We start from the raw sequence: 11654 nt of genomic DNA, 5'->3' as shown, positions 1-11654 counted from the left end.
GACTGCGTCGGTTTCGACCGTTAGAACTAGTGGTATGAAGCGGGAAACCGCCGATGCTCTATGTCGAAGATCTCCCGCTTCACGAAGAAAGCAGTCCAGTTAGCTAAAAATGCTGTTGGTGAGCGAGGCGAAGTCGCCGCCCCCGAAGGGGGTGGCGGCTTCGCCGAGTATGCGGTGGTGTCGCTGCACTGTCTGCGGGTTTACCTGGAAAAATCCTACCGAGTAGCACTTGATTTGCTGAGTGAGATGCCACAGATACTCGGGGAGATCGGCCTCGACGCGGCCGATCTCCCCGACCACTCCACGCTAGTCAAGTGGTTTGACAGAATCAAGACTGCACTCTGGCGAGTGCTGCTGCGCCTGTCGGCGCAGGAGCACGAGCCATCTGGTCACGCCGCTATCGATGCGACATTTTTCGACCGCGAAAACGCTAGCAAACACTACTGCCGCCGGACGAATTACCGGGTTCAGACGCTCAAAGCGACAGCTCTCGTCGACACAGAAAGCCAAGCCATTCTAGACGTGCACTGTACGACTGAGAAACGCCACGACACGCAACTCGGCTGGCAGGTCGCCCGCCGCAACGCGGGCGACCTCGCCAGCCTCGCTGCCGACAAAGGCTACGATTGGATGGATTTACGCGAAAAACTCCGCGAAGAGGGCGTAAGACCCCTGATCAAACACCGTGAGTTCCGGCCCATCGATCACGCGCACAACGCGCGGATCGATGGGCCTCGATACCGCCAACGAGCGATGTGTGAGACCGTCTTCTCCACAATCAAGCGCACGCTCGGCGACGCCGTGCGTGCGCGAACTTGGTACGGTGAGTTTCGTGAACTCGTTCTGATGTGTGTCGTTCACAACATCAAGGAGACTCTGTAGCCGTGGAATCAAGCTATGTCTGGCGATTCACCACGGCCGACTCATTCTAATCACCCGGATCTTGGGGGTTTGATTTATCCACCAGATCCTATTTGTGAAGCCGTTACCGGATAATTCACGTGGCCTGTAGAGAAACTGAATAATTTGACTGGGACCCCTCTTGTTGCGTCTGTCACGCTGTTCGTTTGCCAATCAGGTCAAAATACTTTATTAAAATGTACTTTGATAGCTTGACCATGTTTTGTCTAACAGCCCGTTTTCTTCAAGGCTGTGCGCGTCCGATAAGTCAACATATAACGCTTTAGCAGTGTATATACTGGATTCAGATTCAGGATGGCACAGGAGTATCAGACGTATACTAATACCCCCGTCAGGGATACAGTGCAATGGTTTGATGTCGATGAGCAGCGACCGGCCAGCGGACACGGGACCGTCGTCAAGATGGAACGAGAAGCATCTGACAGTGAGACAGTTGACGTACACACTTCACGACAATGACGACTAACTGTGTCATCGTCTCTCAGCGGTATCCGCCTGAAAAGGGCGGCAATGCATCCAGAATTCACGACACAGCCGTTAATCTCGGTGATGAGTTCAACGTGACCGTTCTGGCACCGTCTCTCTGTTACCCACCGGGAAACTTCGAACGGACTTGGAAGCGCAAGCAGACAGAACGCGATGAGGGCGTGATCGTCCACCGCTTGTGGACATGGCAGCCACAGAGAGAGAACCCCTCTCTGCTTCGTCGACTTCCCTACTACGTTATATTCGCACTGCATGCGGCACTCTGGCTAGTCGTGAATTTCCGGCAGTATGACGTTGTCATGACATCTACACCGCCAATCACTACTGGGTTCCCCGGACTTGTGGCTGCTGCCATCGGGAATCCATGGGTAATCGATGTCCGCGATCTGTGGATTGAGAACTCAATCGCCCTTGGATACATTCAAGCAGATAGTCCACTGGTAAAGGCCGGCCGCACGTTCCAGCGTCTCGCGTTACACTCGGCTGATCGCATTACGGTAACGACTGAGACACTTAGAGATGCAGTCGGTGACACGTACGGCAGCGAACTTAGGGATCGGGTTCGAGTCGTCCCGAACGGTGTTGACACCGACCGGTTTTCCTCGGTATCGACTCCTGAAAATAACGACTCGCGAATCGTATACACCGGGAATATCGGGAGTGCACAGGCACTTGAACCGTGTATCCGGGCAATGCAACACGTTTCAAGTGACAACGCCTTGCTTCAGTTGGTCGGCGACGGGGACGAGGTGTCTCGGCTCAAGAGTGTGACAGAACGACTTGGGCTTGAAGACCGCGTCGAATTTGTTGGACTGGTGGACCGTGAACGAATCCCGGAGATCCTCGACAGTGCAACTGTCGGCTTGGCCCCAATAAAAGACAGTCCAGAACTGGACTATGCAATACCCACGAAGCTGTACGAGTACATGGCCTGCTCGCTACCCGTCGTTGTCACCGGGCGGGGGGAAATCAAGCGGTTCACAACGGATACAGACGTAGGGATCCACACGGAACCCGACCCAGAAAGTATTGCGGTAGCGATTGAAACCCTCCTCGAAAACCCCGAAAAGCGGGTGGCGATGGGTCAAGATGGACATCGAGTCGTATCCGAGGAGTATGACCGGCAAGCCATCGCGGGTCAACTTGGTGAGGTTTTTCGGACATTGACAGTGACTGAACGACGGGAATCGTGTACGACTCCAGATCCCGACCATGACTGAGCACCTGCAGACGCTTCCGAAAGCGGTCAGATTGTACGGACACACGCTCACACAGTTGGAGTCTGCACAGGTGCTTGGGATGGCCGAGCGGACGACTCGTAACACCTTGCTCACACGACTCCCGCTCGACTTCAACGGGCAATACGACGCAGCGATTCCTCGAACCCTCTCGGTGGGGACCAGTCCGATCAAAGCGGACCTTGGCCTGCTTCGTGCAGAACTTTCGGAGGCGACCGTCAAGATGTTCCAACAACGGAGCCGCCAGGCGGCCGACGGTACCCTGACGTTCCTTAACAGGACCACACAGCTCCGGTCGCCGGAGCATCCTACTTGGTTTGACGACCGGTTCGACAACTATCCGCTACTCTGGCCGCTGAAACTATACGCGTTCGAACCACTCCGATGGGCGACGCTTGGGTTTATGGGCTCACAGTCGGCCCCAGACAGGATTGTCGAGGTGTTCGACCAGTGGGTGCGAGACTGGGCCGATAGTATGGAGATCGGCCAGCCAGGATACCTTCGAAATGCGTGGACACCGTGGGCAGTGTCACTCCGCATACAAACACTCACCCGATACCTCGCGTGGCGGACTGGGGACACCCAGGAAGACGTTCCAGAGAGACTCACTGAGGCACTTGCCCGAGAGATATATCGCAATTCGCTTTTTCTCGCAAACCACATCGAGGCTGATGTCGGCGGTAATCACCTCATCGAGAACGGGCTCGCACTGCTCATGGCTGGACTCACTTTCCCAGAGGCTGACACGTCCTGGATTTCGGACGGGATCTCTGTCCTCGGCCGTACAGGGGCTAAACAGTTCCTTGCTGATGGCGGCCATTATGAACGGTCGCCGATGTACCATGCAATCGTTACAACGCGGTTCGTGACGGCCTGCTCGCTACTGGCAGCCAGTGATCGGTCAGCCCCCAACTGGCTGATAGCGATGACGAAACAGGCCGTAGCGTACTTGCGATACCTCTCACCGCCGGATGAGCGGCTCCCGCTGTATAACGACGCCGTGTTCGGGCAGTCGCTCCCGTTGACGGCCTGCCTGGGATACGCCGGGGCCGTCGGGTTCGGGGCCGACGACCGCCCGGTCCCGTCACACAGTCCGATGGGCGGCGAGACGGGGTACTACTGGCTCGACACCGACCACGGGCAGTTACTGGTAGACGGTGGGCCGGTGGGGCCCTCCAACTTGCCGGGTCACTCCCACAACGACATGCTGAGCGTCCTGCTCTGGGTCGACGGACAGCGCGTGCTCACGGATACCGGCGTGTACGATTACGCCGACAACGAGCGGCGGCAGTACGCCAGAAGCGTTGCCGGCCATAACACCGTCCAGGTCGGCGAGACGGAGCCTATCGAAATCGGCGGCAAGTACCTGATGGGCGCGCGGACGGAACCGACGGCCGAATACGAGGGGGCCGACCCAACTCTCTTCAGGGGGCATTATGAGACAGCCGCCGCAGCACCGGCGTCGTACCGGCACGACAGGACGATTCTCGCCAGCGACGACTGGTGGTTGGTTCGGGACGAACTTCGGGGACCCGACACAGAAACCGAACCAAGCGTCTCCCGACTCCACTTCCATCCGGAGGTCGCTGTCACAGTCGAGGACTGGGGAACGGTGCGGGCGACTGGCAGTGACGAGAGCTCGGCCCTACTCAGCGTCTATCCGCTCGGCGTCAGTGACGTTCGGACGACGACGACCGAGTACTTCCCCGAGTTCGGCGTCACTGAGGAGCGACAGACGCTAGAACTGGAGGCCGGCCCGGAGTCTGGGACGACGGCCTTCGGGTACCTCCTCGACCCGTCTGCTGGTGGCCACAGAGCGCCCAGCTGTTTAGATGCGGACAAATAAGCTAGCCGGGACCGCTACCGAGACGGTCAGTTTGGTGACCAGAGACGTGTTCGGTCTGTCAATCGGAGCTGTCACTTCTCGGTGTGAAAACCCGCACCTCAACTGAACAGACGCTTCAGCCGCGCAACGAGGCTCTTCGAGCGATCGCCGCCGCGCCGGCGCTGCTGGTCCGGCCCCGCCGAGGCTTCGGAACTGCCAACGTCGGTCTCTCTGGCGGGCGTGTCGCCGTCAGCGGCTTTGACAGCGTCAGCAATCATTCCTTCAGCGTCGTTAACAGCGTCTTTGACGGTTCCGTCGATTAGCGGGACACCGCTGAATCGGTCCTGACTGACCGACGTATCGGAGGCGATAATGGCGGCGTCGGCGGCTTCAATGTCGGAATCGGAGAGTTCGTTCTCCGCGCCCATCGCTCCCTGAACTTCCACCTTGATATCGTGACCCTGTTCTTCGGCTGTCTGTTCGAGGTTCTCGGCTGCCATCTGACTGTGTGCGATCCCAGTCGGGCAGGAGGTGACTGCGACGAGTTTCATGTGTCTAGTGTGGTGTGGACTTCGCTGCGCGTTGCGGCGAGTTGGGCGCGGTCCCCGCGCTCGCTCGCGGAACTGTACGAGGTTTCGCTGACGGCCGTCTTGACCTCCGGAATCGTCACGGCACTCATGCTGAGTTCGTCGAGGCCGAGACCGACAAGTAACTCTGTCAAATCTGGGTCACCTGCCATCTCGCCACACATCCCGACCCAGATGTCTTCGGCGTGGGCTGCGGTGACTGTTTGCTGGATGGCGCGGAGGACGCCCGGATGAGTCGGGTCGTGCAGGTCGCCGACGCGCTCGTTCTCGCGGTCGGCGGCCATCACATATTGCGTGAGGTCGTTCGTCCCGATAGAGAGGAAATCGACTCGTGCGGCGAGTTCGTCGGCCATGAAGACGGCACTCGGTGTTTCTATCATAACGCCGACTTCGGGATCAACGGCGTCGGCGTCGTAGTCGTCAAGACCGGCTGCCGCCTCTAGCGCGTCGAGTGCGGCGTCGAGTTCCTCGATAGTGGCCACCAGTGGGAACATGATGGCGAGGTCCCCCGCCCCATCCGCGGCAGCGCGTAGGAGCGCACGGAGCTGTGTGGCGAACAGGTCCGAATCCGGTGCGAGTGAGCGCCGGATTCCGCGTTCGCCGAGGAATGGGTTCTCCTCGTCTGGCAGGTCGAGATAGGGAATACGCTTGTCGCCACCGATATCCAGCGTCCGGACGACGACGCGCCCATCTGGGAACGTGTCGAGCGCTTGGCGGATTGCCTCGTACTGCTCGTCCTCCGAGGGGGGCGTCTCGCGGTCGAGAAAGAGGAACTCGGTCCGATAGAGGCCAACGCCGTCAGCACCCCGTTTTGCTGCGGGTTCCAGTTCCGCCGGCTGGCCGATATTTGCCGCCACTTCGACGTGTCGTCCGTCAGTTGTTTTGACTGAATCATTGACGACAGCGGCTCCCGACTCGTTCGCTGCGGCCGCTCGTTCGGAGTCGTCAGGACTGACCAGCAGGGTCCCGTTGTCGCCGTCGACCACGACCTCTGCTCCGTCTTCGAGGGTGTCGAGATCTGTCCCGATACCGACGACGGCTGGCAGAGCGAGCGAACGGGCGAAGATAGCTGCGTGGGATGTCCGCCCTCCAGTGACTGTGGCAAAGCCGGCGACGCGTTCTGGGTCGAGTTGTGCCGTGTCGCTGGGAGTCAACCGCTCGGCGAGGACGACACTGTCCGCCGGTAGGTCACCGAGGCCGACCCGCTCGCCGTCCGTCAGCAGACGGAGGAGTCGGTCACGCACGTCACGAAGGTCGTCTGCGCGCTCGGCCATTCGACCGTCCATTCCCTCGAACTGTTCGATGTGTTCGCCGAACGCGGCGTCCACGGCGTTGGGTGCTAGGCCCCCATCGGCAATCATCGTCTCGACTGTGTCCTCGATGGTCGGGTCCTCAAGGAACTGGATGTGCGCATCAAACACCGCGGCCTCGTCCTCTCCGACGCGTTCGGCAGTCGCCTCACGTTCAGATTCTAGTTCAGCGCGGGCGGTGTCGACCGCGTCGGCGAACCGCCGGCGTTCTGTCTCAGGATTGACTTCCACGTCGTCTGGGTCCGGGAGCGAGATGTCGCGACCGTACCAGACAACTGTCCCGACGCCGGAGCGCGGCGTGGCACCGGTCCCGTGGAGCGTGCGTTCAGCCATCGTCAGTGTCCAGTTCCGCTTCCGGCGTTGTCAGTATTCGTTCCAGCTCATCGAGTACGGATTCTGCATCCGAGCCGTCGGCGACCAGTTTGATATCATCGCCCTGTCCGACGCCGAGGCTGGTGATGGCGATCATACTCGCCGCCTGGACGAGATCATCGTCCGGCCGCCCGGCTGAGACCTCAGCCTCGTGGTCGTTGACGGCTTGGACGAACGCTGACGCCGGCCGGGCATGCAGACCGGCTTCTGGAACAATCGTCACAGTGCGCTCGACCGTCATGCGATGGCCTCCCGGAGTACGTCCTGAACGGTCGCTTCGTCCGCCGCCGCGTGGAGTCGGTCCCGAACATCGTCGTGCATCAGGGCTCGAGAGAGGGAGCTGAGGATATTGAGATGCTCCTCGCCGCCGGCTTCCGGGACGAGAATCATGAAGACGAGTGTCGCAGGCTCGCCGTCCATGGAGCCGAAGTCGACGCCCTCTTGCGAGCGGGCGAACGCGAGCGACGGGCGACTCACAGCGTCAGTCTTCGCATGTGGAATCCCGATTCCCATGCCGACACCCGTGGTGGTCTCCGATTCACGCTCAAGCAGTGCTTCGAGTGCGCGGTCGCGGTCCTCGACCCTGCCACTGTCGACCAACAGGTCTAGCAGAGACTCGATACACGCCTCCTTCTCCGCTGGTGGTTCGGACAGCGAGATGTGGTTTGCCGGAATCAGTTCTTCAATATCGTCCGCTGAGATTGCGTCTGTCATTGTACTCACCGTAATTAGTCATCCGTTGGTTGCGTGCTGCTCGTCTCTGCCCCGGTGTCGACGCGGTCCTCGAAGTCCGGCTTGATAACTGTCGCAACAACAGCCGTCACAAGCGAACCCAGCAGGATGCTGCCCAGGAATGCGAGCGGCTGGTTTGACAGGAGGACAACGAAGATACCGCCGTGGGGCGCAGGCATCGTGACGCCGAGGGCCATCGATGTCGCACCGCCGACAGCACTGCCAGCGACAATAGCCGGGATAACGCGGAGCGGGTCCGCGGCCGCGTACGGAATCGCACCCTCTGTAATGAACGACAGACCGAGCACGACGCCGCTTTTTCCGTTCTCGTACATCTCAGCCGCGTACTTGTGCGGGGCGATGAAGTTCGAGAGTGCGAGGCCGATCGGCGGAATCATCCCACCGATCATCACCGCCGCCATCGGCGCGTAGATTTCTTCGGTGATGAGTCCGGTCGCGAACACGTAGGCGACCTTGTTGACCGGGCCACCCATGTCGAAGGCCATCATCCCGCCGAGGATGAGGCCGACGACGATAGCCTGACCGCCCTGCATCGACTGCAGGAAGGACGTCAGCCCCTCGTTAGCGAGTGCGACGGGGACGCCCAGAACGAACAACATGATCGGCGTCAGAACTGCCATCGTTGCGACCGGGATTAGCAACACCGGCATCATCGGCTGGATGAACTCGGGGACATCGAGGTTCTTGAAGAAGCGTGCGACGTACCCAGCCAGCAGCCCAGCGACGATTGCACCGAGGTAGCCGGCACCGGCCTCGCCACCGGAGATACCGATTACTGTTGCCGCTTCGGCGACGACGTTTCCCTGCTGGAGAATGTACGCCAGCAGGAACCCCGGGGCGAGTCCCGGACGGTCGGCGATGGCGTACGCGATGTACCCGCCGAGGATCGGAACCATAATTGTCAGCCCGGCTACGCCGATCTGTGCGAGGAACCAGCCTGCCGAGCCGGTGTTCTCGAACACTGCCTGTGTGTCCCCTATCGCGTACGCGACGGCGAGGAAGATACCCCCGATAGTCACGAAGGGAATCATGAACGATACGCCCGTCATCAGGTCCTCCTTGACGGAGGTTACGTGAGCGCGAAGCGCACTCTCGGCCCGGTTTTGATCTGTCATGGTCAACGACATCGACAGCTACGCCCATTGTGTGATATAAAGATACACGTTTGAGCGTGTTATTTACCGAAACTGTTTGATATCTGTATTTGGGCGATTGTTTCTGCATGGAACTATAGCCATGAATTCGATGGAATAACAGACATATGCTTGTTAGTCGCCGGCAACTATTGGGGTGAAAATCCGAATGGGCGGTGCCACGCGCGTCATAGTACTTATGCCCGTCACTCGCACACACCGAAATATGGGTTCACTCTCGGTATCCGGGGAGGTGGCAACCGTCACCGTCGAGAAGATCGGGGGGATCGACGAAACGACAGTCGAGGTTCCACCAGGGGTGACAGTGCTTCGAGGCCGGAATGCGACCAATCGGACGTCATTTCTCCAGTCGGTGATGGCCGCCCATGGGAGCGAGTGGGCGAGCGTGAAAGGTGACTCAGACCAGGGGCGCGTCGAACTCTCACTGGGAGAGGAAACGTACACCCGAACACTGACCAGAACTGACGACGGGGTTGCCGGGTCTGGCCTCGGCCTTCTCACTGACTCGACAGTTGCGGACCTGTTCGCGTTCCTGCTCGAAGACAACGAGGCTAGGCGAGCCGTCGAACGGGGTGTGGACCTCCGAGAGATCATTATGCGGCCAGTCGATGTGGCATCTATCCACCGACAGATACGTGCGGCCGAACAGCGCAAGGAAGAGATCGATGCGGAACTCGACCGTATCGCGTCGCTCAAGCGTGACCTCCCGGATCTCGAGCGGCAACAGGCAGATCTACGCGACGAGATCGCTGAGACCAGAGATGAACTCCAGCGAGTGGAGGACCGAATCGACGAGCGGGACGCAGATTTCCAGACGACTCAAAAAAACAGGGACGAACTCGAGACGGCTCTCGATGAACTCCAGGCGACTCGGTCCGAACTGAAACGCGTTCGAGATGATATTCAGTCGGAGCAAGAGAGTATTGCGGCGTTACGCGACGAGCGGGGTAACCTCGCAGTCGAACGGTCTGGCCTCCCGGAATCGCCGACCGAACGACTCGAAGCGCTCGAATCAGACATCGACCGGCTTCGGGAACGAAAGCGGGAACTCTCAGAGTACACCACCCGACTGCAGAACGTTATCGGGTTCAACGAGGAATTGCTGTCCGGCGAACACCGTGAGATAACCGACGCTATCGATGCAAAGCCCGAGAGCGTGGGTGACATCACTGATCAGTTGTACAAGGGGTCAAAGACGACCTGCTGGACCTGTGGCTCGCAGGTGAAGCCGGAGCGTATCGAGTCGACGCTCCAGAGTATGCGTGACCATCTTCAGGAGATGGTGTCGGAGATCGGCAGTATCGAAGATGAACTCGATGAACTGACCGGCCAACGTGACAAAATTGCGGAGACACGCACGCGGGCACAAGAACTCACGGCGACAATTGAGGACGTTGACGCAGAAATTGAGCGACGGCAGACGACGGTTACTGACCTCCGAGAGCGACGCAACAACCTCTCGGCTCGCGTCGAGGAACTTGAGGAGCGGGTCACGACGCTCCGGACGGAAGAGTTCGATGAGGTGCTCGACCTCCATACGAAAGCGAACGAACTGGAACTGGAACTGGACCGGCTCGAATCCGAACGAGACGAGGTAAGCGAAGAAATCGCCGACATCGAGTCAGAGATCCGCCGGAACAACGAACTGGCCGCGCAACGGGAAGAGGTGGTTGACGAACTGATCGACCTCCGGTCGCGTATCGACCGTCTCGAAGCCGAAGCGACCGACCAGTTCAACGAGAAGATGGACGACCTGCTCGACATCCTCGGTTATGGTAATATCGAACGGATCTGGCTTGAACGGACCGACACACCAGATGACCCAGTCCATAATAGCGACGACAGCGTCACGGGGTCGACGTTCACCCTCCACGTCGTTAGGAGCACCGACAGCGGAACTGTCTACGAGGACACTGTCGGCCATCTGAGCGAAAGTGAGCGCGAAGTGACCGGGCTGGTGTTTGCACTCGCGGGCTACCTTGTTCACGACGTGTACGAGGAGGTTCCATTCATGTTGCTTGACTCGCTCGAAGCAATCGACTCGGAGCGTATCGCTTCACTCGTTGAGTATTTCGCTGAGTTCCCCTCCTATCTCGTTGTCGCGTTGCTCCCCGAGGACGCACAGGCGCTCTCAGATAGCTACAACCGGATTACCGATATCTGACCCGGTTGTAGCTCTCCTCAAAGACCGGATTTATTGAGCGATTATTCACAGTCACAGCCGCCGCGGTCGAGAAGGTCACTGATACTGTAACGCATTCCACAGTCCTGACAGCGAATATCAATGCTCACGAACACTCGATACTCGCCGACAGCGAGTTTGTCTGCGGTGTTCAGTCGGTCGACCGTGTCCCGAACGATTGTCTCGACGCGGCTGCGGAGGCGGTCGATAGTCCCGCGTTCCTGCTCAACCTGCTCAGTTTCTGATTCGGAGTCATAGCTCACACCGCGAACCTCTGTCAGGTAGTATCGAATCGCCTGATACGTGACGAACTGGTCTTCCAACGTATCGACGTCGATGCCGGCTCGGTCGAGTCGATTCCGCGCCTCGATCCGTTTCCCCGCACTGACATTGTCATCCGTCAGAAGCCGATAGAAGTTCGCCGGTTCGCCGTCGATCACATCCATGCCCGCATCGCGGATTGCAGCCATGAGCAGAGCTTGATTGAACCGATCAGCGAGGTCACGGAGACTCTGTCGTTCCCCGGTGTTCCCGAGCCAGGCGCGTTCCAGCTCCGCGCCCATCGACGCCAGTTCATACGTTTCGATCAGCTGTGCGACTTTGGACTGCGCTGACCCCATTATCGTCAGAATACGCCGGTCCGGTTTAGCCGTTTTGTTGCGAACGGATTCGTCTGGTCACTGTTCCGTGGTCCTATCTATTTATTATAGTCCTCTTCACCCAGATATGCGAATTTGAACCTAAATACGTGGTATATAGACTAATATGCCTCGGTATAGTGGTATACTGTCAGCATTTGCGAGTGTATCATCATCTACCGGTATCG

10 protein-coding genes are annotated in these 11654 nt (G+C 59.0%); 4 read left to right on the top strand and 6 right to left on the bottom strand.

All coding sequences use genetic code 11. The annotated features are described in order from the left end of the window. The first annotated feature begins 60 nt into the window (after positions 1-60). From RR_RS04030 to RR_RS04020, 3 genes are all read left to right on the top strand, one after another. Complete coding sequence (locus tag RR_RS04030) at positions 61-882, top strand: IS5-like element ISH19 family transposase (RefSeq protein WP_011222770.1); 822 nt, start codon at positions 61-63, stop codon at positions 880-882. A 494-nt stretch (positions 883-1376) separates the two neighbouring features. Beyond that, positions 1377-2627, top strand: a complete 1251-nt coding sequence (locus RR_RS04025; RefSeq protein WP_011222768.1) for a glycosyltransferase family 4 protein — start codon at positions 1377-1379, stop codon at positions 2625-2627. After that, the gene (locus tag RR_RS04020) at positions 2620-4491 is read left to right on the top strand and encodes a heparinase II/III family protein (RefSeq protein ID WP_011222767.1); all 1872 of its coding nucleotides are present in this window, start codon (positions 2620-2622) and stop codon (positions 4489-4491) included. The genes RR_RS04025 and RR_RS04020 overlap by 8 nt, the downstream gene beginning before the upstream one ends. Before the next feature lie 98 nt (positions 4492-4589). Here the strand turns inward: RR_RS04020 and RR_RS04015 are convergent, their stop codons facing one another. From RR_RS04015 to RR_RS03995, 5 genes are read right to left on the bottom strand one after another with little or no spacing between them, the layout of a single operon-like run. After that, complete coding sequence (locus RR_RS04015; RefSeq protein WP_011222765.1) at positions 4590-5021, bottom strand: PTS fructose transporter subunit IIB; 432 nt, start codon at positions 5019-5021, stop codon at positions 4590-4592. Continuing rightward, entirely contained in the window at positions 5018-6700 is a 1683-nt protein-coding gene (ptsP, locus tag RR_RS04010) for a phosphoenolpyruvate--protein phosphotransferase (protein WP_011222764.1), read from the bottom strand. Before ptsP ends, RR_RS04015 begins: the two co-directional genes overlap by 4 nt. Next, positions 6693-6980 (bottom strand): HPr family phosphocarrier protein, encoded by a 288-nt coding sequence (locus RR_RS04005; RefSeq protein WP_011222763.1) that lies wholly within the window; start codon positions 6978-6980, stop codon positions 6693-6695. The genes ptsP and RR_RS04005 overlap by 8 nt, the downstream gene beginning before the upstream one ends. Further along, positions 6977-7453 (bottom strand): PTS sugar transporter subunit IIA, encoded by a 477-nt coding sequence (locus RR_RS04000; protein WP_011222762.1) that lies wholly within the window; start codon positions 7451-7453, stop codon positions 6977-6979. The genes RR_RS04005 and RR_RS04000 overlap by 4 nt, the downstream gene beginning before the upstream one ends. A gap of 14 nt (positions 7454-7467) precedes the next feature. Further along, positions 7468-8619 (bottom strand): PTS fructose transporter subunit IIC, encoded by a 1152-nt coding sequence (locus RR_RS03995; RefSeq protein WP_004965907.1) that lies wholly within the window; start codon positions 8617-8619, stop codon positions 7468-7470. A gap of 232 nt (positions 8620-8851) precedes the next feature. On the opposite strand from RR_RS03995, the gene RR_RS03990 reads away from it, so the two are divergent. Beyond that, the gene (locus RR_RS03990; RefSeq protein WP_049938619.1) at positions 8852-10810 is read left to right on the top strand and encodes an archaea-specific SMC-related protein; all 1959 of its coding nucleotides are present in this window, start codon (positions 8852-8854) and stop codon (positions 10808-10810) included. Between the two features lie 41 nt (positions 10811-10851). Here the strand turns inward: RR_RS03990 and rdfA are convergent, their stop codons facing one another. Continuing rightward, positions 10852-11448 carry a rod-determining factor RdfA gene (rdfA, locus tag RR_RS03985; RefSeq protein WP_011222760.1) on the bottom strand — a complete coding sequence of 199 codons (597 nt, stop codon included), beginning with the start codon at positions 11446-11448 and terminating at the stop codon, positions 10852-10854. Positions 11449-11654 lie beyond the last annotated feature (206 nt).

The organism is Haloarcula marismortui ATCC 43049, from assembly GCF_000011085.1.
GTDB lineage: Archaea > Halobacteriota > Halobacteria > Halobacteriales > Haloarculaceae > Haloarcula > Haloarcula marismortui.
This window is presented reverse-complemented; position numbering and strand designations above follow the sequence as displayed.

Coding starts and splice junctions, on each gene's coding strand:
- RR_RS04030 (WP_011222770.1), top strand. CDS start 61: ATGTCGAAGATCTCCCGCTTCACGAAGAAAGCAGTCCAGTTAGCTAAA.
- RR_RS04025 (WP_011222768.1), top strand. CDS start 1,377: ATGACGACTAACTGTGTCATCGTCTCTCAGCGGTATCCGCCTGAAAAG.
- RR_RS04020 (WP_011222767.1), top strand. CDS start 2,620: ATGACTGAGCACCTGCAGACGCTTCCGAAAGCGGTCAGATTGTACGGA.
- RR_RS04015 (WP_011222765.1), bottom strand. CDS start 5,021: ATGAAACTCGTCGCAGTCACCTCCTGCCCGACTGGGATCGCACACAGT.
- ptsP (WP_011222764.1), bottom strand. CDS start 6,700: ATGGCTGAACGCACGCTCCACGGGACCGGTGCCACGCCGCGCTCCGGC.
- RR_RS04005 (WP_011222763.1), bottom strand. CDS start 6,980: ATGACGGTCGAGCGCACTGTGACGATTGTTCCAGAAGCCGGTCTGCAT.
- RR_RS04000 (WP_011222762.1), bottom strand. CDS start 7,453: ATGACAGACGCAATCTCAGCGGACGATATTGAAGAACTGATTCCGGCA.
- RR_RS03995 (WP_004965907.1), bottom strand. CDS start 8,619: ATGTCGTTGACCATGACAGATCAAAACCGGGCCGAGAGTGCGCTTCGC.
- RR_RS03990 (WP_049938619.1), top strand. CDS start 8,852: ATGGGTTCACTCTCGGTATCCGGGGAGGTGGCAACCGTCACCGTCGAG.
- rdfA (WP_011222760.1), bottom strand. CDS start 11,448: ATGGGGTCAGCGCAGTCCAAAGTCGCACAGCTGATCGAAACGTATGAA.